Source organism: Streptomyces sp. NPDC006687 (genome assembly GCF_040636215.1).
Lineage (GTDB): Bacteria > Actinomycetota > Actinomycetes > Streptomycetales > Streptomycetaceae > Streptomyces.
On sequence record NZ_JBEYJJ010000006.1, the window covers coordinates 133,952 to 157,236 of the forward strand.

General features: G+C 69.0%; 20 protein-coding genes and 3 tRNA genes. 20 read left to right on the forward strand and 3 right to left on the reverse strand.

Annotated features, from left to right (window positions below; genetic code table 11):
• Positions 1–13: 13 nt before the first annotated feature.
• On the reverse strand, positions 14–1,507 hold the full coding sequence (locus tag ABZ716_RS10000; RefSeq protein WP_358812065.1) for an amidohydrolase family protein: 1,494 nt from the start codon (positions 1,505–1,507) through the stop codon (positions 14–16).
• A 298-nt stretch (positions 1,508–1,805) separates the two neighbouring features.
• On the opposite strand from ABZ716_RS10000, the gene ABZ716_RS10005 reads away from it, so the two are divergent.
• The 10 genes from ABZ716_RS10005 (at position 1,806) to ABZ716_RS10050 (ending at position 7,380) form a co-directional block, all read left to right on the forward strand.
• Positions 1,806–1,878, forward strand: a tRNA-Thr gene (locus ABZ716_RS10005).
• Positions 1,879–1,926: 48 nt separating this feature from the next.
• Positions 1,927–2,002, forward strand: a tRNA-Met gene (locus ABZ716_RS10010).
• 89 nt (positions 2,003–2,091) lie between these two features.
• The gene (gene rpmG / locus ABZ716_RS10015; RefSeq protein WP_007265873.1) at positions 2,092–2,256 is read left to right on the forward strand and encodes a 50S ribosomal protein L33; all 165 of its coding nucleotides are present in this window, start codon (positions 2,092–2,094) and stop codon (positions 2,254–2,256) included.
• A 122-nt stretch (positions 2,257–2,378) separates the two neighbouring features.
• Positions 2,379–2,831 carry a MaoC family dehydratase N-terminal domain-containing protein gene (locus tag ABZ716_RS10020; RefSeq protein WP_358957977.1) on the forward strand — a complete coding sequence of 151 codons (453 nt, stop codon included), beginning with the start codon at positions 2,379–2,381 and terminating at the stop codon, positions 2,829–2,831.
• Position 2,832: 1 nt separating this feature from the next.
• Complete coding sequence (locus tag ABZ716_RS10025) at positions 2,833–3,261, forward strand: MaoC family dehydratase (protein ID WP_079429281.1); 429 nt, start codon at positions 2,833–2,835, stop codon at positions 3,259–3,261.
• Positions 3,262–3,337: 76 nt separating this feature from the next.
• Positions 3,338–3,916, forward strand: coding sequence for a helix-turn-helix domain-containing protein (locus tag ABZ716_RS10030; protein WP_358957979.1), 579 nt, complete (start codon positions 3,338–3,340; stop codon positions 3,914–3,916).
• Between the two features lie 89 nt (positions 3,917–4,005).
• Positions 4,006–5,439 carry a DHA2 family efflux MFS transporter permease subunit gene (locus ABZ716_RS10035; protein WP_358957981.1) on the forward strand — a complete coding sequence of 478 codons (1,434 nt, stop codon included), beginning with the start codon at positions 4,006–4,008 and terminating at the stop codon, positions 5,437–5,439.
• A 23-nt stretch (positions 5,440–5,462) separates the two neighbouring features.
• Positions 5,463–5,861, forward strand: coding sequence for a DUF3291 domain-containing protein (locus ABZ716_RS10040; protein WP_358957983.1), 399 nt, complete (start codon positions 5,463–5,465; stop codon positions 5,859–5,861).
• Positions 5,862–6,962: a UDP-N-acetylmuramate dehydrogenase gene (locus tag ABZ716_RS10045; RefSeq protein WP_358812070.1), complete on the forward strand. Its 1,101-nt coding sequence runs from the start codon at positions 5,862–5,864 to the stop codon at positions 6,960–6,962.
• A 1-nt stretch (position 6,963) separates the two neighbouring features.
• Positions 6,964–7,380 carry a hypothetical protein gene (locus ABZ716_RS10050; RefSeq protein ID WP_351878438.1) on the forward strand — a complete coding sequence of 139 codons (417 nt, stop codon included), beginning with the start codon at positions 6,964–6,966 and terminating at the stop codon, positions 7,378–7,380.
• On the opposite strand, the gene ABZ716_RS10055 is transcribed toward ABZ716_RS10050, so the two are convergent.
• A complete protein-coding gene (locus ABZ716_RS10055) occupies positions 7,370–8,389 on the reverse strand; it encodes an adenosine deaminase (protein ID WP_358957986.1) in 1,020 nt (339 codons plus the stop codon). The genes ABZ716_RS10050 and ABZ716_RS10055 overlap by 11 nt on opposite strands.
• 118 nt (positions 8,390–8,507) lie before the next feature.
• Entirely contained in the window at positions 8,508–9,734 is a 1,227-nt protein-coding gene (locus ABZ716_RS10060) for a pyridoxal phosphate-dependent aminotransferase (protein ID WP_351878432.1), read from the reverse strand.
• Between the two features lie 192 nt (positions 9,735–9,926).
• Between ABZ716_RS10060 and ABZ716_RS10065 the strand changes: the two genes are divergently transcribed.
• The 10 genes from ABZ716_RS10065 (at position 9,927) to ABZ716_RS10110 (ending at position 23,241) form a co-directional block, all read left to right on the forward strand.
• Positions 9,927–9,999 (forward strand) — tRNA-Trp (locus ABZ716_RS10065).
• A 106-nt stretch (positions 10,000–10,105) separates the two neighbouring features.
• Positions 10,106–10,387: a preprotein translocase subunit SecE gene (gene secE, locus ABZ716_RS10070; RefSeq protein WP_358812072.1), complete on the forward strand. Its 282-nt coding sequence runs from the start codon at positions 10,106–10,108 to the stop codon at positions 10,385–10,387.
• Between the two features lie 84 nt (positions 10,388–10,471).
• Positions 10,472–11,410 (forward strand): transcription termination/antitermination protein NusG, encoded by a 939-nt coding sequence (gene nusG / locus ABZ716_RS10075; RefSeq protein ID WP_358957988.1) that lies wholly within the window; start codon positions 10,472–10,474, stop codon positions 11,408–11,410.
• Between the two features lie 171 nt (positions 11,411–11,581).
• Positions 11,582–12,016, forward strand: coding sequence for a 50S ribosomal protein L11 (rplK, locus tag ABZ716_RS10080; protein WP_351878424.1), 435 nt, complete (start codon positions 11,582–11,584; stop codon positions 12,014–12,016).
• A gap of 86 nt (positions 12,017–12,102) precedes the next feature.
• Complete coding sequence (rplA, locus tag ABZ716_RS10085) at positions 12,103–12,831, forward strand: 50S ribosomal protein L1 (protein WP_351878421.1); 729 nt, start codon at positions 12,103–12,105, stop codon at positions 12,829–12,831.
• A gap of 161 nt (positions 12,832–12,992) precedes the next feature.
• Entirely contained in the window at positions 12,993–13,883 is an 891-nt protein-coding gene (locus ABZ716_RS10090) for a DUF6612 family protein (protein ID WP_358957990.1), read from the forward strand.
• A 261-nt stretch (positions 13,884–14,144) separates the two neighbouring features.
• Complete coding sequence (rplJ, locus tag ABZ716_RS10095; RefSeq protein WP_351878415.1) at positions 14,145–14,675, forward strand: 50S ribosomal protein L10; 531 nt, start codon at positions 14,145–14,147, stop codon at positions 14,673–14,675.
• A 110-nt stretch (positions 14,676–14,785) separates the two neighbouring features.
• Positions 14,786–15,172 carry a 50S ribosomal protein L7/L12 gene (gene rplL, locus ABZ716_RS10100; protein ID WP_351878412.1) on the forward strand — a complete coding sequence of 129 codons (387 nt, stop codon included), beginning with the start codon at positions 14,786–14,788 and terminating at the stop codon, positions 15,170–15,172.
• 588 nt (positions 15,173–15,760) lie between these two features.
• Positions 15,761–19,243: a DNA-directed RNA polymerase subunit beta gene (rpoB, locus tag ABZ716_RS10105; protein ID WP_358812074.1), complete on the forward strand. Its 3,483-nt coding sequence runs from the start codon at positions 15,761–15,763 to the stop codon at positions 19,241–19,243.
• Positions 19,244–19,341: 98 nt separating this feature from the next.
• A complete protein-coding gene (locus ABZ716_RS10110; protein ID WP_351878406.1) occupies positions 19,342–23,241 on the forward strand; it encodes a DNA-directed RNA polymerase subunit beta' in 3,900 nt (1,299 codons plus the stop codon).
• The last annotated feature ends 44 nt before the right edge of the window (positions 23,242–23,285 follow it).

A 23,285-nucleotide genomic window follows, 5' to 3' on the forward strand; every position in this document is an offset into this window, starting at 1 on the left:
GCACGGCGGACCCTCAGGGGCCCGGCTCCGCACGGCCCTGCCGGGGCAGGTCCAGGGCCACCGCGACCGCCGAGTCGCAGTACTCCCGTACCGCACTCGTCCGGGCTACGACGCGGCCCCGGTGGATCACGATCCGGCTGTAGGCCAGCGACAGCACCCCGGCGATCCGCTCCCCGCGCACCGCGAGCAGCTCCGCCGGGAAACCGGCCTCCACCCGCACCTCCGGCAGCGCCATCGCCTCGCGGGCGGCGGTGCTCACCGCCTCGTACGCCTCCGCGGCGCGCAGCCCGCCCTGGGAGGCCAGCAGGTACGCCGCTTCGAGGGGGTCGCCCCGCCCGACCGGGTTGCCCGCGTCCCGCAGCGCCCCGCTCCCGGCGGCGACCCGGACCCCGGCCGCGCGCAGCAGCCGTACGGGGGCGGTGCGCAGGCCGCGGCGCTCCAGGGCGGCGCAGTCGCCCTGCGGCAGACAGGTGACCCGTACGCCGGCCGCCGCGAGCTGGTCGGCGGCGCGGGAGGCGGCGTCGAGCGGCAGCCGCGACAGACCGCCGCAGGGCCCGATGGTCACCCCGGGCCGCAGCCCCCCGGCCATCACCGCCAGCCGGGCCAGCCGGCCGGGGTCGTCCGCGTCCGTGTGCAGGTCCACGGGGCAGCCGTGCTCGGCGGCCAGCTCCAGGACCGCCTCGACGAAGCCCGTCGGATCGGGGTCCAGGTCGGGGCAGCCGCCGATCACCGAGGCGCCCATCTTGACGGCGTCGCGCAGCATCGCGAGCCCGTCCGCGCCGGCCACCCCGGTCAGCAGCCGGGGCACGGCCACCGTGGTCAGGTCGGTGAGCCCGCGCAGCGAGCGGCGGGCCTGGAGGGCGGCCTCCAGCGGCCCCAGCCCGTGCACGTCGCCGATCCGGACGTGCGAGCGCACGGCGGTGGCCCCGTGCCCGAGCTGGAGCAGCGCCGCCTCCGTGGCCCGGCGCTGCACCTCGTCGCGGGCGTACGAGACGGGCCCCTCGCCGTCGGCGGTCAGGGCGGTGTCGCCGTGGGCGTGCGGCTCGGCCGGGGCCGGCAGGAGCAGGTAGCCGCGCAGGTCGACCCGGGCCATGGCGGGCGCGGGGAGGCTGCCCGCGGTGCCGACCGCCTGGATGCGGCCGCCGCCGAGCCGGACGTCGACGGTGCGGCCGTCGGTGAGCCGGGCGCCGGTGAGCAGGAGCCCCGTCGGCGGCCCCGTCTCGGGGGCGGCGCCGCCGGAGGGGGTACGGGCGGGGGTGCGTCCCGGGCCGTCGGCCGGGGTGCGCGCGGGGCCGTCGGCCGGACCGCGTCCCGGCCCGCCGCCAGGACCCCGGCCCGGCCCGCCGGTGGCCCGGGAAGGACCGCCTGCACCGCGGGAGGGGCCCGCGCCCCGGGCGGGACCGCCCGTGCCCGGACCCCCGGCGGAGCCCCCGGAGGGGCTGCCGGACGGGCCTCCCGCCGGGTTGCGGGGCGAGGGGGAGGGCTGCTGCGGCTGGCTGTCGGACATCGCGCTCCTGCGGGGGCTCGGGCGGTTCCTGTGCCGTGGCCGCAGCCCTCGGCCCAAGATCACGCAGCGTGCTCAGAGCCTAGGGCGCGGGGCTGCCGGGTTCGCGGAGGAGCGCAATAGTCGTACCGGTGTGGTGCCCCGGCCGGGCGGCCACCCAGGAGGGGTGTGACCCCGGACACAAAAGCCGCCGTATGCGCCCCGCCGGCCGATCAAGAAAGAGGCGCGGAGCCTGCCCGAGCCCAGTGCTCCCAAAGGATTTGGGCGAACGGCGCGCAACCGTGTAATGTCTTCCTCGCTCGCCCCAATAGCTCAGTCGGTAGAGCGTCTCCATGGTAAGGAGAAGGTCTGCGGTTCGATTCCGCATTGGGGCTCTGGTGAGAGAGGTTCCCCGCCCTCGGGCGGGGAACGGATCTCATCAAAGCGGCGTAGCTCAGTCGGTAGAGCAAGCGGCTCATAATCGCTGTGTCACCGGTTCAAGTCCGGTCGCCGCTACCACACCCAGTAGCCGATTGCGGGGTCGGTCTCCCGATCGGCTACTCTTTTATGCGTTCATCCGTCCCATAGTCCGTCCAAGGAGCACTCACGTGGCTGCCACCGACGTCCGCCCGAAGATCACGCTGGCCTGCGTGGAGTGCAAGGAGCGGAACTACATCACCAAGAAGAACCGGCGTAACAACCCGGACCGCATGGAGATGAAGAAGCACTGCCCGCGCTGCAACTCGCACACCGCGCACCGCGAGACCCGCTAATCACTGGCGAAGTCTCCGCATAGGCACCTTCACGAGGTCGTCCCCTTCCAGGGGGGCGGCCTCGTGTCGTTTCCGCACCGGTTTCCTTGATCCGGAACCCCCTCAACAGGAGGTAGTGAGCCATGGCACTCGACCAGTCCTTCGTGGGGCGGACCTACCCGCCCACCGAGCCGTACGAGGTCGGCCGGGAGAAGATCCGCGAATTCGCGGTCGCGGTGGGTGACGCGAATCCCGTCTACACGGACCCCGAGGCCGCCAAGGCGCTCGGTCACCAGGACGTGATCGCCCCGCCGACTTTCGTGTTCGCCATCACCTTCGCGGCGGCCGGCCGGGTCGTCGAGGACCCGCAGCTGGGCCTGGACTACAGCCGCGTCGTGCACGGCGACCAGAAGTTCGCCTACGTCCGCCCCGTGCGCGCGGGCGACCGGCTCACCGTGACCTCCACCATCGAGGCCGTGAAGTCGCTCGCCGGCAACGACATCATCGACATCCGCGGCGAAGTCCACGACGAGTCCGGTGAGCACGTGGTGACCGCGTGGACCAAGCTCGTCTCCCGCGCCCCCGAGGAGGCATGAGATGACCGCGCAGATCCACTACGCCGATGTCGAGGTCGGCACCGAGCTCCCGGCGGCGTCCTTCCCCGTGACCCGCGCCACGCTCGTCCGCTACGCCGGCGCCTCGGGCGACTTCAACCCGATCCACTGGAACGAGAAGTTCGCCAAGGAGGTCGGGCTGCCGGACGTCATCGCGCACGGCATGTTCACGATGGCCGAGGCGATCCGCGTCGTGACCGACTGGGTCGGCGACCCGGGCGCGGTGGTCGAGTACGGCGTCCGCTTCACCAAGCCGGTCGTGGTCCCGAACGACGACCAGGGCGCGCTGATCGAGGTCACCGCCAAGGTCGCGCAGAAGCTGGACGACAACCGCGTACGGGTGGACCTCACGGCCATGAGCGCCGGCCAGAAGGTCCTGGGCATGTCCCGCGCGGTGGTCCGCCTGGCCTGAGCCCCGGGGGCCGGCCTCCAGGGCCGGCCACAGGGCCCCTTGACCTAGTTAGTGATTGAGTACTAACTTCAAGGCCATGGCAAGGATGAGTGCGGACGAGCGGCGCGAGAGCGTCATCCGCGCCGCGATCCACGAGTTCGCGCGCGGCGGCTACTACGGAACCTCCACCGAGGCGATCGCCCAGCGGGTCGGGGTCTCGCAGCCGTACCTCTTCCGCCTCTTCCCGGGCAAGAAGGCCATCTTCCTCGCCGCCGCCGGGCGGTGCCTGGAGGGCACCCGCAGGATGTTCGCCGAGGCCGCCGACGGGCTGCACGGCGAGGAGGCCCGCGCCGCCATGGGCCAGGCGTACATCCGGCTGATCGCCGAGGAACCCGAGATGCTCCAGATGCAGCTCCAGATGTACGTCACCGTGGCCGCCGCCGAGGCCGCCGGCGACCGCGAGCTCGGCGAGCTCGTGCGGGCCGGCTGGCTGGAGCTGTGGGATACCGTCCGCATCCCGCTCGGGGACGCCCAGCAGGCCACCGCCTTCATGGGGCAGGGGATGCTCATCAACACCCTGTCCGCCATGGGCTTCCCTTCCGGGCACCGGATCTGGGACGGCTTCCCGGGCGGGGTGGACAAGGCGGCCGGCTCGGCCGGGGGCTGCCCGGCATGAGGTACCGGGATGCGCGGGCGCATCCTTCTGCCCGAGAAAGTTAGTCAGCAATAACTAACAAACCGACAAAAGCCAGCTCAGGGGGATGCATGACCCAGCAGAAACTCGGGCCGTCCGCGGTCTGGGCCCTCGTCCTCACGGGCGCCGCCAGCTTCATGGCGGCCCTCGACAACCTCGTCGTCACCACCGCCCTCCCCGCGATCCGCGCCGACCTCGGCGGCAGGCTGGAGGACCTGGAATGGACGGTGAACGCCTACACCCTCACCTTCGCCGTCCTGCTGATGTTCGGCTCCGCCCTCGGCGACCGCTTCGGCCGCCGCCGGCTCTTCACCGCCGGCCTCGCCCTCTTCACCGCCGCCTCCGCCGCGGCCGCCCTCTCGCCCGGCATAGGCCAGCTCATCGCCGCCCGCGCCGTCCAGGGCGCCGGAGCCGCCGTCATGATGCCGCTCAGCCTCACCCTGCTCACCGCCGCCGTCCCCGCCGCCCGGCGCGGCATGGCCCTCGGCATCTACGGGGCCGTCACCGGACTGGCCGTCGCCAGCGGGCCCCTCATCGGCGGCAGCCTCACCGAGCACATCTCCTGGCAGTGGATCTTCTGGCTGAACGTGCCCGTCGGTCTCGTCCTGATCCCGCTGGCCCACCTGCGCCTCGCCGAGTCCACCGCCGCGGGCGCCCGCCTCGACGTCCCCGGCACCCTCCTCGTCAGCGGCGGCCTCTTCGGCATCGTCTACGGCCTGGTCAACGCCAACGCCCACGGCTGGACCAGCGCCCCCGTCCTCACCGGGCTCCTCGCCGGCAGCGCCCTCGTCGGCGGCTTCATCCGCCACGGCTTCCGCAACGCCAACCCCATCCTCCCCATGCGTCTCTTCCGTAACCGGGGCTTCTTCGGGATCAACCTCGCCAGCCTCCTGATGTACCTCGGCATGTTCGGGTCGATCTTCCTGCTCAGCCAGTTCCTCCAGGGGGTCGCCGGCTACTCGCCCACCGAGGCCGGCCTGCGGATGCTGCCCTGGACCGGCATGGGCATGATCGTCGCCCCGCTCGCCGGAATCCTCTCCGACCGGATCGGCGGCCGCCCCGTCGTCGTCGCCGGCCTGGCACTCCAGGCGCTCGGCCTCGGCTGGTTCGCCCTCGTCCTGAGCCCCGGCGTCTCCTACGCCGCCCAGCTGCCGGCCCTCGTCCTCAGCGGGATCGGCATGTCCCTGTACTTCGCCCCGGCCAACCACGTGCTCATGTCCACCGTGGGCCCCGCCGACCAGGGCAAGGCGTCCGGCACCAACAACGCCCTCCGCGAGGTCGGCGGCGCCCTCGGGGTGGCCGTGCTCGCCTCCGTCTTCTCCGCCCACGGCGGCTACCGGACCCCGCAGACCTTCACCGACGGCACCGTCCCCGCCCTGTGGATCGGCGCCGCCGCGGTCGCCCTGGCCTCCGCCCTGGCCCTGCTGGTCCCGGGCCGGAAGAAGACCGCCCCCGCGCCGACGGCGGACCAGGCCCCGGCCCCCGCCCCCGTCCACGCCACCTGAGCCACCCGAAGGAGACCGCAGCCATGCCCGACATCCCCTGGATGACCCCCACCGCGCCCGCCCCCGACGCCGAGGTCTACGTCATGGCCTCCCGCTTCGAGACCACCACCCTCACCGGCGCCCTCCGCTTCTTCCTCAAGGCCCCCGGCATCATCCGCCAGATCCGCAAGGCTCCCGGCGCCCACGGAGCGGCCCTGCGCGCCCGCGTCACGCGCCGCACCTTCCTCACCCTCTCCGCGTGGGAGGACCAGGGCGCCCTCCACCGCTTCGCCCGCAGCGAACCCCACCGCTCCAGCGCCCGCGCCGCCAGCGCGTACATGAAGGAATCCGCCTTCACCTACTGGACCGTCCCCGCCACCGAACTCCCCCTCGGCTGGGACGAGGCCGAACGCCGTCTGGCCGAGCAGAAGCACGGCGACTGAGTGCCCCGCCGGGATGCGAGGGGGACGGACCGTACTCTTGTCCACGTGCAGGAACTCCACGACGCCCCCCTCGCCCCGCTGACCACCTTCCGCCTCGGCGGCCCCGCGACCCGGCTGGTCACCGCGACCACCGACGCAGAGGTCGTCGAAACGGTCCGCGCCGCGGACGCCGAAGGTACCCCGCTGCTGATCATCGGCGGCGGCAGCAACCTCGTCATCGGCGACAAGGGCTTCGACGGCACCGCCCTGCGCATCGCCACCACCGGCTTCACCCTCGACGGCACCACCCTGGAACTCGCCGCCGGCGAGAACTGGAGCGACGCCGTCGCCCGCACCGTCGAAGCCGGCCTCGCGGGCATCGAATGCCTCGCCGGGATCCCCGGCTCCGCCGGCGCCACCCCGATCCAGAACGTCGGGGCGTACGGCCAGGAGGTCTGCGACACCATCACCGAGGTCGTCGCCTACGACCGCACCACCGGCGAGACGGTCACCCTCACCGCCGCCGAATGCGCCTTCCGCTACCGCCACAGCCTCTTCAAGGACCAGCCCGACCGCTACGTGGTCCTGCGCGTGCGCTTCGCCCTGGAGGACGCGGGCGGTCTCTCCGCGCCCGTGAAGTACCCCGAGACGGCCCGCGCCCTCGGCGTCGAGGCCGGCGACCGCGTCCCGGCCGCCGTCGCCCGCGAGACCGTCCTGCGCCTGCGCGCCGGCAAGGGAATGGTCCTCGACCCCGAGGACCACGACACCTGGTCCGCCGGCTCCTTCTTCCACAACCCGATCCTCACCGACGAGGACTACGCCGCCTTCCTCGCCCGCGTCCAGGACCGCCTCGGCCCCGACACCGCCCCGCCCGCCTACCCGGCCGGCGAAGGCCGCACCAAGACCAGCGCGGCCTGGCTGATCGACAAGGCCGGCTTCACCAAGGGCTACGGCACCGGCCCCGCCCGCATCTCCACCAAGCACACCCTCGCCCTCACCAACCGCGGCGGGGCCACCACCGAGGACCTGCTGTCCCTGGCCCGCGAGGTCGTCGCCGGGGTCCACACGGCCTTCGGCGTGACCCTCGTCAACGAGCCGGTGACGGTCGGCGTCCGCCTCTGAGATGAACTGCCCCCTGCACGGGGCCGGTACGGACCCCACACGCCTGGTGGGCCGCCAGATCAGCCGGGTCGTCGCCTCCTGGCACATCTGCGACGGGGAACGCTCCGAGGCCCCGCTCGACGTCTGGCTCCTCGACAGCGCGGGCGAGTCCACCCGTATCACCACCGGCTCCGACCAGTGCCTCATCGTCGAGTCCGCCCCGCCCCACGGGCCGTACGACCTGGGGGAGTGGGGCCGGATCGAGGTCGGCGAGGACCTCGGCGAGCACCCGTTCCTGCGCCATCTCGGCCAGACCGTCGAGTCCGTCGCCGAGTTCGCCCTGCCCGAGCAGGGCCGCACCCACCTGGAGATCGGCTTCCCCGACGGTCACCGGGTACGGGCCGACTGCCACGACGGGGACCTGCGGCTCACCCGGTGAGCCAGTGGTCGATCCCGTCCAGCAGCTTCGCCTTGACCTCCTCGGGCGCCGCCGAGCCCCGCACCGACTGCCGGGCCAGCTCCGCGAGCTCCGCGTCCGTGAAGGCGTGGTGGCGGCGGGCGATCTCGTACTGGGCCGCCAGCCGCGACCCGAAGAGCAGCGGGTCGTCCGCACCCAGCGCCATCGGCACCCCGGCCTCGAACAGCGTGCGCAGCGGGACGTCCTGCGGCCGCTCGTAGACACCCAGCGCCACATTGGACGCCGGGCACACCTCGCAGGTGATCTGCCGGTCGGCGAGGCGCTGGAGCAGCCGGGGGTCCTCGGCGGCCCGGACCCCGTGCCCGATACGGGAGGCGTGCAGGTCGTCGAGGCAGTCGCGGACGGAGGCGGGGCCGGTGAGCTCGCCGCCGTGCGGGGCCGCCAGCAGGCCTCCCTCGCGGGCGATGGCGAAGGCCCGGTCGAAGTCACGGGCCATGCCGCGGCGCTCGTCGTTGGACAGGCCGAAGCCGACGATCCCCCGGTCGGCGTAACGCACGGCCAGCCGGGCGAGGGTGCGGGCGTCGAGGGGGTGCTTCATACGGTTCGCGGCGATCAGCACCCGCATCCCCAGGCCCGTCTCGCGGGAGGCCGCGTCGACGGCGTCGAGGATGATCTCCACCGCCGGGATCATGCCGCCCAGCAGCGGGGCGTAGGAGGTGGGATCCACCTGGATCTCCAGCCAGCCGCTGCCGTCCCGGACGTCCTCCTCGGCGGCCTCGCGGACCAGCCGCTGGATGTCCTCGGGCTCGCGCAGACAGGAGCGGGCGGCGTCGTAGAGGCGCTGGAAGCGGAACCAGCCGCGTTCGTCGGTGGCCCGGAGCTTGGGTGGCTCCCCGGCGGTCAGGGCGTCCGGCAGCCGGACGCCGTACTTGTCGGCCAGCTCCAGCAGGGTCGACGGGCGCATCGAGCCGGTGAAGTGCAGGTGCAGGTGGGCCTTCGGCAGAAGCGTGAGATCGCGTGCGTGCTCCATCTGGTGATCCTGCCGTACCGCCGCCCCCGGCGGGAGGGGTTTTTCCCGATCGTGGCCTTGCTCGAACGCGAAAGCGGCGCCGCCCCGGCCGGGACGGCGCCGCTCAAGGGGTACAGCGTTACGCCTTGGCCTCGGCCAGGAGGTTCTGGATCCGGGTCACGCCCTCGACCAGGTCCTCGTCGCCCAGGGCGTACGACAGGCGCAGGTAGCCCGGGGTGCCGAACGCCTCACCCGGGACGACGGCGACCTCGGCCTCGTCCAGGATCAGCGCGGCCAGCTCCACGGAGGTCTGCGGGCGCTTGCCGCGGATCTCCTTGCCCAGCAGCTCCTTGACCGACGGGTACGCGTAGAACGCGCCCTCGGGGGTCGGGCAGAAGACGCCGTCGATCTCGTTGAGCATCTTGACCATCGTCTGGCGGCGGCGGTCGAACGCCTTGCGCATCTCGGCGACGGCGTCGAGGTCGCCGGAGACGGCGGCCAGCGCGGCGACCTGGGCCACGTTGGAGACGTTGGAGGTGGCGTGCGACTGGAGGTTGGTCGCGGCCTTGATGACGTCCTGCGGGGCGATGACCCAGCCCACGCGCCAGCCCGTCATGGCGTACGTCTTGGCGACGCCGTTGACCACGATGCACTTGTCGCGCAGCGCCGGGACCAGCACGGGCAGCGAGGTGAACGTCGCGTCGCCGTAGACCAGGTGCTCGTAGATCTCGTCGGTCAGCACCCACAGGCCGTGCTCGGCGGCCCACTCGCCGATCGCCTTCGCCTCGGCCTCGCCGTAGACCGCGCCCGTCGGGTTGGACGGGGAGACGAACAGGACGACCTTGGTGCGCTCGGTGCGCGCCGCCTCCAGCTGCTCGACGGAGACCCGGTAGCCGGTGGTCTCGTCGGCGACGACCTCGACGGGGACACCGCCGGCGAGCCGGATCGACTCGGGGTAGGTGGTCCAGTACGGGGCCGGGACGATGACCTCGTCGCCCGGGTCGAGGATCGCCGCGAAGGCTTCGTAGATGGCCTGCTTGCCGCCGTTGGTCACCAGGACCTGGGAGGCGTCCACCTCGTAGCCGGAGTCGCGCAGCGTCTTGGCGGCGATGGCCTTCTTGAGCTCGGGCAGGCCGCCCGCCGGCGTGTAGCGGTGGAACTTCGGGTCGCGGCAGGCCGCGACCGCCGCCTCGACGATGTAGTCCGGGGTGGGGAAGTCGGGCTCGCCCGCGCCGAAGCCGATCACCGGGCGCCCGGCGGCCTTGAGGGCCTTGGCCTTGGCGTCCACGGCGAGGGTCGCGGACTCGGAAATGGCGCCGATACGGGCGGACACCCGGCGCTCGGAGGAAGGCGTTGCAGAGGTCATGCGGCCAATCGTCCCAGACGGCCGGAAGGCCCCGCACACCGTTTCAGTCACCGGACGGAGCAGGTCCGGATGTTCTCCGTTCGACGTCGGGCCCATGACCACGTATGCTCTGCTGTCGTTGGTCCTCACCGAACGCCCCAGGGCGCGAGCACTCCGTGCACTCGTCCGGATGCGGTAGGTTGGGGAACGCAAAGGGTCGTAGCTCAATTGGTAGAGCACTGGTCTCCAAAACCAGCGGTTGGGGGTTCGAGTCCCTCCGGCCCTGCTCCACACTCCTCTCGGATGTGTGTGCGCAGGTACGTATTTCGATGCAACGCCGTGCGGCGCAACCGGGCGCGGCTACGGCCACGACCCGGATTCAGGTGAGAGACGTGACGGACGCCCTGGGCTCCATCGACATGCCTGACGCCGACAACGACACGCGCGAGAAGAAGTCCCGCAAGGGTGGCAAGCGCGGGAAGAAGGGCCCTCTGGGCCGCCTCGCGCTGTTCTACCGTCAGATCATCGCGGAACTCCGCAAGGTCGTCTGGCCCACTCGCAACCAGCTCACGACGTACACCACCGTGGTGATTGTCTTCGTCGTCATCATGATCGGTCTGGTGACCGTGATTGACTATGGGTTCCAGGAAGCCATCAAGTTCGTCTTCGGCTGATCCCCGCGGAGGGCGGCGCCTTGATGGGTGCCGCCCGTTTTCGCATGTTCCACCACCTTTTGTATCCAGGAAGAAGCAGCCACCGTGTCTGACCCGAACCTGAACGCGAGCCACGACTCCGTCGAGTCCGTCGAGGACGAGCTCGACATCGTCGAGGCGGCAGACGCTGTGGACCCCGACGAGGCCGAGCTCGCCGACGCCGAGGCCGGCGCCGCCGCCGAAGAAGCCGCCCTGCACGTCGAGGATGCCGACGCCGAGACCGACGCCGACGACGAGGACAGCGACCTCGAAGGCGCCGCCGACGCCGAGGAAGCCGACGAGGACGCCGAGGACGAGGGCGCCGCCCCGGCCGAAGCCGCCGACGAGGACGCGGAGGAGGCCGAGGAGGCCGCTCCCGCCGAGCCCGCCGACCCCATCGAGGCCCTCCGCGAAGAGCTCCGCCTGCTCCCGGGCGAGTGGTACGTGATCCACACCTACGCGGGCTACGAGAAGCGCGTGAAGGCGAACCTGGAGCAGCGTGCCGTCTCGCTGAACGTCGAGGAGTTCATCTACCAGGCCGAGGTGCCCGAGGAAGAGATCGTCCAGATCAAGAACGGCGAGCGCAAGAACGTCCGGCAGAACAAGCTGCCCGGCTACGTGCTCGTCCGCATGGACCTGACGAACGAGTCCTGGGGCGTCGTCCGCAACACCCCCGGTGTCACCGGCTTCGTCGGCAACGCGTACGACCCGTACCCGCTGACCCTGGACGAGATCGTCAAGATGCTCGCCCCGGAGGCGCAGGAGAAGGCCGCCAAGCAGGCTGCCGAGGAGGCCGGCCTGCCGGCGCCCTCCGTCAAGCGCACCATCGAGGTCCTGGACTTCGAGGTCGGCGACTCGGTCACCGTCACCGACGGCCCGTTCGCCACGCTCCAGGCGACGATCAACGAGATCAACCCGGACTCGAAGAAGGTCAAGGGCCTCGTCGAGATCTTCGGCCGCGAGACCCCGGTCGAGCTGAGCTTCGACCAGATCCAGAAGAACTGATCCAGATCTTCTGAGCGACGCTTCCGAAGCAGGTCAGACCGACCCGAAAAAGGCGGTCTGACCTGCTCGGTTTTTAGCCCCGCACCCATACCCGTTATCGTGGTGCGGTATGCCTCCATCCGGATGACCGGATGGGCGGCGAAAAACTCTCACTAGGACCCGGAGAGAGCAATGCCTCCCAAGAAGAAGAAGGTCACGGGGCTTATCAAGCTCCAGATCAAGGCCGGTGCGGCCAACCCGGCTCCGCCGGTCGGCCCCGCGCTCGGTCAGCACGGCGTCAACATCATGGAGTTCTGCAAGGCCTACAACGCCGCGACCGAGTCGCAGCGTGGCATGGTCGTGCCGGTGGAGATCACGGTCTACGAGGACCGCTCCTTCACCTTCATCACCAAGACGCCGCCGGCCGCGCGCCTCATCCTGAAGCACGCCGGCATCGAGAAGGGCTCCGGCGAGCCGCACAAGACCAAGGTCGCGAAGCTCACGCGTGACCAGGTCCGCGAGATCGCCACGATCAAGATGCCCGACCTCAACGCGAACGACCTGGACGCCGCGGAGAAGATCATCGCCGGCACCGCCCGTTCGATGGGTGTCACGGTCGAGGGCTGATCAGCCCCTCGCAGTTCCCCAGTGGTAGGGCCAAGCGCTGGTCCGTACCACGACTCCATGCCTGAAGCACTTACACAGGAGCAGAAGTGAAGCGCAGCAAGACTCTCCGCGCTGCGGACGCCAAGGTCGACCGGGAGAAGCTCTACGCTCCCCTCGAGGCCGTCCGTCTCGCCAAGGAGACCAGCACCACCAAGTTCGACGCCACCGTCGAGGTTGCCTTCCGCCTGGGTGTCGACCCGCGCAAGGCCGACCAGATGGTCCGCGGCACCGTGAACCTCCCGCACGGCACCGGTAAGACCGCCCGGGTCCTGGTCTTCGCGACCGGTGACCGTGCTGCGGCCGCGGAAGCCGCCGGCGCCGACATCGTCGGCGACGACGAGCTGATCAACGAGATCGCCAAGGGCAACCGCCTGAACGAGTTCGACGCCGTCGTGGCGACCCCGGACCTCATGGGCAAGGTCGGCCGCCTCGGCCGCGTGCTCGGTCCGCGTGGTCTCATGCCGAACCCGAAGACCGGCACCGTCACCATGGACGTGGCCAAGGCTGTCACCGAGATCAAGGGTGGCAAGATCGAGTTCCGCGTCGACAAGCACTCGAACCTGCACTTCATCATCGGCAAGGTCTCCTTCTCCGATGAGCAGCTGGTCGAGAACTACGGCGCCGCGCTGGACGAGATCATCCGTCTGAAGCCGTCCGCCGCCAAGGGCCGCTACATCAAGAAGGCCGCCCTGAGCACCACGATGGGCCCCGGCATCCAGCTGGACTCCAACCGCACCCGGAACCTCCTCGTCGAGGAAGACCCGGCTGCTGTCTGAGCCTCACAGGCTCGCCTGAGTGGCTGAACCGGCCCCCGCGTCCCGCAAGGGAAGCGGGGGCCGGTTTCTTCTGCCCCGCGCCCGGAAATCCCGTGCGACTTTCCCGCCCCTTTACCGTACGGTCGGACGGTTGACCGATTCACACCAGGGGTGGGGACTCCATGCACGTGTACCGCAAGAAGACCGCCATGGCCGCGCTGGCCGCCGTACTGCTCGTCGGCGGGGCCACGACCGCCTGTGAGGGCGGCAAGAAGGACGACGGGGGCAAGGCGGGGGCCGCGCGGTCCACGGCGCCGTCCACCGGGGCTCCGGCGGCCGGCAAGCCCGCGGACGGGGCCGCAGAGGCCGCGCCGGCGGCGTACCTGGAGAAGGTGAAGAAGAAGTCCGAGGAGATCACCTCCCTCCGCTACACCATGACCGGGACCTCCGAGGGGCAGCAGGTCAACGCGGAGGCGTCCATGCGCCTCAAGCCGTCCGTGGCCATGTCCATGAAAATGACCGCGCCGGGCGAGGACCAGGCGGTGGAGATCCGCCTGCTCGACGGGACCATGTACATGGGCTCCGACAGCCAGTGGCTCAAGTTCGACCTGAAGAGCGCCGACCCGGCCGCGGCCAAGCAGCTGGACAGCCTCTCCGCCGGCGGCTCCGGTGAGAACCCCGGCGACCGCGCCGGTGAGCTGAAGGACGCCAAGGACCTCAAGGTCGTCGGCGACGAGACCATCGACGGCGTGCAGACCCGGCACGTCTCCGGGACGGTCACCGTCGAGCAGATGCGGGCCTCCCTCGCGACGGCCACGCCCGAGGCCAAGGAGCGCCAGGAGAAGTCCCTCCAGAAGCTGGAGGCCGCGGGCATCAAGAGCATGAACCTCGACATGTGGATCGACGGCAGCGACCACACCAAGCAGGTCCGCACCCGCGCCGAGGCGACCAAGGGCCCCCTGGACATGACGTTCAGGTTCCTGGACCTCAACAAGCCGGTCGACATCGCCGCCCCGCCGGCCGACCAGGTCATGGACCTGGCCCAGCTGGGCAAGGACTCCGGCCAGGGCTGACCCCGCCAGACGGGGGATTTGCAACAGCACGCATGCTTCGCGTACGCTTCCACAGAAGCCAAAGACCGCTGGTCGTTGCCGCGCCCGTCGAGGGTGTGGTGGCCGAAGGATCCGCTACTGCGGACGACCCGCGCAGGTGACTGTGGAATCGTTCCTGGAAGTTTTTTCCGGTTGAGCTACGCCCTGACGCCTGCGTCGGGGCGTTTTGTATGTCAGCCCCTTCTGAGCGGTCCTCATCACCCGGAAGGAGGCCGACGCTCTATGGCAAGGCCCGACAAGGCTGCCGACGTAGCCGAGCTTGAGGACAAGTTCCGCAGCTCGAACGCCGTTGTGCTGACCGAGTACCGGGGTCTCACCGTGAAGCAGCTCAAGACGCTGCGTCGTTCGCTCGGTGAGAACGCCCAGTACGCCGTGGTGAAGAACACGCTGACCAAGATTGCGGCTAACAACGCCGGGATCACCTCGCTCGACGACCAGTTCACTGGTCCGACGGGTGCCGCCTTCATCACCGGTGACCCGGTGGAGTCGGCCAAGGGTCTTCGTGACTTCGCCAAGGAGAACCCGAACCTCATCATCAAGGGCGGTGTCCTTGACGGTAAGGCGCTGTCCGCCGATGAGATCAAGAAGCTTGCGGACCTCGAGTCCCGCGAGGTTCTGCTCAGCAAGCTGGCCGGCGCGTTCAAGGGCAAGCAGTCCCAGGCTGCCTCGCTCTTCCAGGCGCTGCCGTCGAAGTTCGTCCGCACCGCGGACGCCCTTCGCGCCAAGCTCGCCGAGCAGGGCGGTGCCGAGTAATTCGGCTCGCGCACTGATCTACGCCGCCTAGTGCGTGGGTCGTAGCGGGCCGTTACGCCCGCCTCTCTATACATCCGGCACCTGCCGAATAAGTGGAAGGATCGCCCATCATGGCGAAGCTCTCTCAGGAAGACCTCCTCGCCCAGTTCGAGGAGATGACCCTCATCGAGCTCTCCGAGTTCGTGAAGGCGTTCGAGGAGAAGTTCGACGTCACCGCCGCCGCGGCCGTCGCCGTTGCCGCCCCGGGTGCCCCGGGCGCCGGTGCCGCTGAGGCCGTCGAGGAGAAGGACGAGTTCGACGTCATCCTCACCGGCGCCGGCGACAAGAAGATCCAGGTCATCAAGGTCGTGCGTGAGCTGACCTCCCTGGGCCTGAAGGAGGCCAAGGACCTCGTCGACGGCACCCCGAAGCCGGTCCTCGAGAAGGCCAACAAGGAAGCCGCTGACAAGGCCGCTGAGGCCCTCAAGGCCGCTGGCGCCTCGGTCGAGGTCAAGTAACACCTCTGAGGCCGTCTGACGGCCTCAGCAAGGGGCGATCACCCGTAAGGGTGGTCGCCCTTTGGCGTATCCGCAGTGCCTGACTTGCCCTGGTCTCGTTGGGGAGTAGGGTGATCTTCGTTGCCCCGACGCAGGGTCCGGAGATGATCCGCTCGGAGCACGGGGCCTTGACGAACGGCCAGCGGCGCGCAATTCTCAGACCCGTCGTGAGGTCGCCCGGGGTCGATCCTGGATCCGAGGCATGGATCGACTACGAAGAGGGCAGTACTCATACGCGCTCTGTGTGCGGGCGCCGCGGCATCGGCCGCGGTGTTGGTAGGACGTGGTGTTGGTTGAGGACGTGGGGAAGGGCCTGTTGCCGGTTGCCGGAAACGCGGTCTGGACATCAGTGAGCCAAGTGGCTACACTGACCCTTTGCGCTGCCTGTTAGCTGCCCCCTGCCCGTCGCCAGGGGCATGCCCACGCTTGAGCACACCGGATTGATACGCCCTGACCTGGTCTTTTAGTCCAGCCGGGGAGGCTCTGTCTTCTGTGTCGGCTGGGACCGGTACGCGCGTAGTGAGTCCGAGCCCTCGGAAGGACCCCCTCTTGGCCGCCTCGCGCAACGCCTCGACCAATACGAACACCGGTGCCAGCACCGCCCCGCTGCGCATCTCCTTTGCAAAGATCAAGGAGCCCCTCGAGGTTCCGAACCTCCTGGCGCTGCAGACCGAAAGCTTTGACTGGCTGCTCGGCAACGCCGCGTGGAAGTCTCGCGTCGAGTCGGCGCTTGAGAGTGGACAGGACGTTCCCACCAAGTCCGGTCTGGAAGAGATCTTCGAGGAGATCTCGCCGATCGAGGACTTCTCCGGGTCGATGTCGCTGACGTTCCGCGACCACCGGTTCGAGCCGGCGAAGAACTCCGTCGACGAGTGCAAGGAGCGCGACTTCACGTACGCGGCGCCGCTCTTCGTCACGGCCGAGTTCACGAACAACGAGACCGGTGAGATCAAGTCTCAGACGGTCTTCATGGGCGACTTCCCGCTCATGACCAACAAGGGCACCTTCGTCATCAACGGCACCGAGCGCGTCGTCGTGTCGCAGCTCGTCCGTTCCCCGGGTGTCTACTTCGACTCCTCCATCGACAAGACGTCCGACAAGGACATCTTCTCCGCCAAGATCATCCCTTCCCGGGGTGCCTGGCTGGAGATGGAGGTCGACAAGCGCGACATGGTCGGCGTCCGCATCGACCGCAAGCGCAAGCAGTCCGTGACCGTCCTCCTCAAGGCCCTCGGCTGGACCACCGAGCAGATCCTGGAGGAGTTCGGCGAGTACGAGTCCATGCGCGCCACCCTGGAGAAGGACCACACCCAGGGCCAGGACGACGCGCTGCTCGACATCTACCGCAAGCTGCGCCCGGGCGAGCCGCCGACCCGTGAGGCCGCTCAGACGCTGCTGGAGAACCTCTACTTCAACCCGAAGCGCTACGACCTCGCGAAGGTCGGCCGCTACAAGGTGAACAAGAAGCTCGGCGCCGACGAGCCGCTCGACGCCGGTGTGCTCACCACCGACGACATCATCGCCACGATCAAGTACCTCGTGAAGCTCCACGCGGGCGAGACCGAGACCGTCGGCGAGTCGGGCCGGGAGATCGTCGTCGAGACCGACGACATCGACCACTTCGGCAACCGTCGTATCCGCAACGTCGGCGAGCTCATCCAGAACCAGGTCCGTACGGGTCTCGCCCGTATGGAGCGCGTCGTGCGCGAGCGCATGACCACCCAGGACGTCGAGGCGATCACGCCGCAGACCCTGATCAACATCCGGCCGGTCGTCGCCTCCATCAAGGAGTTCTTCGGCACCAGCCAGCTGTCGCAGTTCATGGACCAGAACAACCCGCTGTCGGGCCTGACGCACAAGCGTCGTCTCAACGCCCTCGGCCCGGGTGGTCTGTCCCGTGAGCGGGCCGGCTTCGAGGTCCGTGACGTCCACCCGTCGCACTACGGCCGCATGTGCCCCATCGAGACGCCCGAAGGCCCGAACATCGGTCTGATCGGCTCGCTGGCCTCCTACGGCCGCATCAACCCGTTCGGTTTCATCGAGACCCCGTACCGCAAGGTCATCGAGGGTGTCGTCTCCGACGAGGTCGACTACCTGACCGCCGACGAGGAAGACCGCTTCGTCATCGCCCAGGCCAACGCGCGCCTGAACGACGAGATGCGCTTCTCCGAGAACCGCGTCCTGGTCCGCCGTCGTGGCGGCGAGATCGACTACATCGCCGGCGACGACGTCGACTACATGGACGTCTCCCCGCGCCAGATGGTGTCCGTCGCGACCGCGATGATCCCCTTCCTGGAGCACGACGACGCCAACCGTGCCCTCATGGGCGCGAACATGATGCGCCAGGCCGTTCCGCTCATCAAGGCGGAGGCCCCGCTCGTCGGCACCGGCATGGAGTACCGCTGTGCGGTCGACGCCGGTGACTCGATCAAGGCGGAGAAGGACGGTGTCGTCCAGGAGGTCTCGGCCGACTACGTCACCGTCGCCAACGACGACGGCACGTACACCACGTACCGCGTCGCGAAGTTCTCCCGCTCGAACCAGGGCACCTCGGTCAACCAGAAGGTGATCGTCAACGAGGGCGACCGGATCGTCGAATCCCAGGTCCTCGCCGACGGCCCGGCGACCGAAGAGGGCGAGATGGCCCTCGGCAAGAACCTGCTCGTGGCGTTCATGCCGTGGGAGGGTCACAACTACGAGGACGCGATCATCCTGTCGCAGCGCCTCGTGCAGGACGACGTCCTCTCCTCGATCCACATCGAGGAGCACGAGGTCGACGCCCGTGACACCAAGCTGGGCCCGGAGGAGATCACCCGGGACATCCCGAACGTCTCCGAGGAGGTCCTCGCCGACCTCGACGAGCGCGGCATCATCCGCATCGGTGCGGACGTCGTCGCCGGCGACATCCTCGTCGGCAAGGTCACGCCCAAGGGTGAGACCGAGCTGACCCCCGAGGAGCGCCTGCTCCGCGCGATCTTCGGTGAGAAGGCCCGCGAGGTGCGTGACACCTCGCTCAAGGTGCCTCACGGTGAGATCGGCAAGGTCATCGGTGTCCGCGTCTTCGACCGCGAGGAGGGCGACGAGCTTCCTCCGGGCGTGAACCAGCTGGTCCGCGTCTACGTCGCCCAGAAGCGCAAGATCACCGACGGTGACAAGCTCGCCGGCCGTCACGGCAACAAGGGCGTCATCTCCAAGATCCTTCCGATCGAGGACATGCCGTTCATGGAGGACGGCACCCCGGTCGACATCATCCTCAACCCGCTGGGTGTCCCGTCCCGAATGAACCCGGGACAGGTCCTGGAGATCCACCTCGGCTGGCTCGCCAGCCGCGGCTGGGACGTCTCCGGCCTCGCGGAGGAGTGGGCGCAGCGCCTCCAGGCGATCGGCGCCGACAAGGTCGAGCCCGGTACCAACGTCGCCACCCCCGTCTTCGACGGTGCGCGTGAGGACGAGCTGGCCGGCCTGCTCCAGCACACCATCCCGAACCGCGACGGCGAGCGCATGGTGCTCCCGACCGGTAAGGCGCGCCTGTTCGACGGCCGCTCCGGCGAGCCGTTCCCGGACCCGATCTCGGTCGGGTACATGTACATCCTCAAGCTGCACCACCTGGTCGACGACAAGCTCCACGCCCGTTCGACCGGTCCGTACTCGATGATCACGCAGCAGCCGCTGGGTGGTAAGGCGCAGTTCGGTGGTCAGCGCTTCGGTGAGATGGAGGTGTGGGCGCTTGAGGCATACGGCGCCGCTTACGCGCTCCAGGAACTCCTGACGATCAAGTCCGACGACGTGACCGGCCGCGTGAAGGTCTACGAGGCGATCGTCAAGGGCGAGAACATCCCCGAGCCGGGCATTCCCGAGTCCTTCAAGGTGCTCATCAAGGAAATGCAGTCGCTCTGCCTCAACGTGGAGGTGCTGTCCTCGGACGGCATGTCCATCGAGATGCGCGACACCGACGAGGACGTCTTCCGCGCGGCGGAGGAGCTCGGTATCGACCTGTCCCGGCGCGAGCCGAGCAGCGTCGAAGAGGTCTGACGGGCCTGGCCGGGGGATCGCACCACGATCCCCCGGCCGCCCCCGGGACCGTTCAGACCATGATTGAGACTCGACCCCGAAAGAGGGATTGACGCACAGTGCTCGACGTCAACTTCTTCGACGAGCTGCGGATCGGCCTTGCCACCGCGGACGACATCCGAACCTGGTCGCACGGCGAGGTCAAGAAGCCGGAGACCATCAACTACCGCACCCTCAAGCCCGAGAAGGACGGACTCTTCTGCGAGAAGATCTTCGGTCCTACCCGGGACTGGGAGTGCTACTGCGGCAAGTACAAGCGTGTCCGCTTCAAGGGCATCATCTGTGAGCGCTGTGGCGTCGAGGTCACGCGTGCCAAGGTGCGCCGTGAGCGGATGGGCCACATCGAGCTTGCCGCTCCCGTCACCCACATCTGGTACTTCAAGGGCGTCCCGTCGCGCCTGGGCTACCTGCTGGACCTCGCGCCGAAGGACCTCGAGAAGGTCATCTACTTCGCCGCGTACATGATCACGTTCGTGGACGACGAGCGCCGCCAGCGCGACCTGCCGTCGCTGGAGGCCCACGTCTCCGTCGAGCGCCAGCAGATCGAGAACCGCCGCGACTCGGACCTCGAAGGCCGCGCCAAGAAGCTCGAGAGCGACCTGGCCGAGCTGGAGGCCGAGGGCGCCAAGGCCGACGTGCGCCGCAAGGTGCGCGAAGGCGCCGAGCGCGAGATGAAGCAGCTCCGTGACCGCGCCCAGCGCGAGATCGACCGCCTCGACGAGGTGTGGAACCGCTTCAAGAACCTCAAGGTCCAGGACCTGGAGGGCGACGAGCTCCTCTACCGCGAGCTGCGTGACCGCTTCGGCACGTACTTCGACGGTTCGATGGGCGCCGCGGCGCTGCAGAAGCGCCTGGAGTCCTTCGACCTGGAGGAGGAGGCCGAGCGCCTCCGCGAGATCATCCGTACCGGCAAGGGCCAGAAGAAGACCCGTGCGCTCAAGCGCCTCAAGGTCGTCTCCGCGTTCCTGCAGACCAGCAACAGCCCCAAGGGCATGGTGCTCGACTGCGTGCCGGTCATCCCGCCGGACCTGCGTCCGATGGTGCAGCTCGACGGTGGCCGCTTCGCGACCTCCGACCTCAACGACCTGTACCGCCGCGTCATCAACCGCAACAACCGCCTGAAGCGCCTTCTCGACCTCGGTGCGCCCGAGATCATCGTGAACAACGAGAAGCGCATGCTCCAGGAGGCCGTGGACGCGCTCTTCGACAACGGTCGTCGTGGCCGCCCGGTGACGGGCCCCGGCAACCGCCCGCTGAAGTCCCTCAGCGACATGCTGAAGGGCAAGCAGGGTCGATTCCGTCAGAACCTTCTCGGTAAGCGTGTGGACTACTCCGCGCGTTCCGTGATCGTCGTCGGCCCGCAGCTGAAGCTGCACCAGTGCGGTCTGCCCAAGGCCATGGCGCTGGAGCTCTTCAAGCCGTTCGTGATGAAGCGCCTGGTCGACCTGAACCACGCGCAGAACATCAAGTCGGCCAAGCGCATGGTCGAGCGCGGCCGCACGGTCGTGTACGACGTGCTCGAAGAGGTCATCGCCGAGCACCCGGTGCTGCTGAACCGTGCGCCCACGCTGCACCGTCTCGGCATCCAGGCATTCGAGCCGCAGCTGGTCGAAGGCAAGGCCATCCAGATCCACCCGCTCGTCTGCACCGCGTTCAACGCGGACTTCGACGGTGACCAGATGGCCGTGCACCTGCCGCTCTCCGCGGAGGCGCAGGCCGAGGCCCGCATCCTGATGCTGTCCTCGAACAACATCCTCAAGCCGGCCGACGGCCGTCCGGTCACGATGCCGACGCAGGACATGGTCCTGGGTCTGTTCTTCCTGACCACCGACGGTGAGCTCCGTGACACCAAGGGCGAGGGCCGCGCGTTCGGCTCGACCGCCGAGGCGATCATGGCGTTCGACAACGGCGAGCTCGCGCTGCAGTCGTCCGTCGACATCCGCTTCCCGGTGGGCACCATCCCGCCGCGCGGCTGGGTGCCGCCGGTCGCCGAGGAGGGTGAGCAGGAGTTCCAGCCGGGCGACAGCTTCCGTCTGAAGACGACCCTGGGCCGTGCGCTCTTCAACGAGCTGCTGCCCGAGGACTACCCGTTCGTCGACTACTCGGTGGGCAAGAAGCAGCTCTCCGAGATCGTCAACGACCTGGCGGAGCGCTACCCCAAGGTCATCGTGGCGGCGACGCTCGACAACCTGAAGGCGGCCGGCTTCCACTGGGCGACCCGTTCGGGCGTCACCGTGGCCATCTCCGACGTCGTCGTGCCCGAGGCCAAGAAGGCCATCGTCGCGGGCTACGAGGCGATGGACGAGAAGGTCCAGAAGCAGTACGAGCGCGGTCTGATCACCAAGGACGAGCGCACGCAGGAGCTCATCGCGATCTGGACCAAGGCGACCAACGAGGTCGCCGAGGCGATGAACGCGAACTTCCCCAAGACGAACCCCATCTTCATGATGGTTGACTCGGGTGCCCGAGGAAACATGATGCAGATGAGGCAGATCGCCGGTATGCGTGGTCTGGTGTCGAACGCGAAGAACGAGACCATCCCGCGTCCGATCAAGGCGTCCTTCCGTGAGGGCCTGTCGGTGCTGGAGTACTTCATCTCCACCCACGGTGCCCGTAAGGGTCTCGCGGACACCGCCCTGCGTACCGCCGACTCGGGTTACCTCACCCGTCGTCTGGTGGACGTCTCGCAGGACGTCATCATCCGCGAGGAGGACTGCGGCACCGAGCGCGGCCTCAAGCTCAAGATCGGTGTCAAGGACGAGGCGGGTGTCCTGCGCAAGGCGGACGACGTCGAGACCTCCGTGTACGCCCGCATGCTGGCCGAGGACGTCGTCATCGACGGCAAGGTCATCGCGCCGGCCAACGTGGACCTCGGTGACGTGCTCATCGACGCCCTCATCGCGAACGGCGTCGAGGAGGTCAAGACCCGCTCGGTCCTGACCTGCGAGTCCGCGGTCGGCACCTGTGCCTTCTGCTACGGCCGCTCCCTGGCCACCGGCAAGCTGGTCGACATCGGTGAGGCGGTCGGCATCATCGCCGCCCAATCCATCGGTGAGCCCGGTACCCAGCTGACGATGCGTACCTTCCACACCGGTGGTGTGGCCGGTGACGACATCACGCAGGGTCTGCCGCGTGTCGTCGAGCTCTTCGAGGCCCGTACCCCGAAGGGTGTCGCCCCGATCTCCGAGGCCGCCGGCCGCGTGCGGATCGAGGAGACCGAGAAGACGAAGAAGATCGTCATCACGCCCGACGACGGCAGCGAGGAGACGGCGTTCCCGATCTCCAAGCGCGCCAAGGTCATCGTGCACGAGGGCGACCACGTCGAGGTGGGCCAGAAGCTCACCATGGGTGCCACCAACCCGCACGACGTGCTGCGCATCCTCGGCCAGCGTGCCGTCCAGGTCCACCTGGTCGGCGAGGTCCAGAAGGTCTACAACTCGCAGGGCGTGTCGATCCACGACAAGCACATCGAGATCATCATCCGGCAGATGCTGCGCCGCGTGACGATCATCGAGTCCGGCGACGCGGAGCTCCTGCCGGGCGAGCTCGTCGAGCGCTCCCGCTTCGAGACCGAGAACCGTCGTGTGGTCACCGAGGGCGGTCACCCCGCCTCCGGCCGTCCGCAGCTGATGGGTATCACCAAGGCATCGCTGGCGACGGAGTCCTGGCTGTCGGCCGCCTCCTTCCAGGAGACGACCCGAGTCCTGACGGATGCGGCGATCAACGCCAAGTCCGACAGCCTCATCGGCCTCAAGGAGAACGTCATCATCGGTAAGCTCATCCCGGCCGGTACGGGTCTGTCCCGCTACCGCAACATCCGGGTCGAGCCGACCGAGGAAGCCAAGGCCGCGATGTACTCGGCCGTCGGCTACGACGACATCGACTACTCCCCCTTCGGCACCGGCTCCGGCCAGGCTGTCCCGCTGGAGGACTACGACTACGGCCCGTACAACGGCTGAGGTCTGAAGCAGTAAGACACAGGGCGCGCACCCGAAGGGGTGCG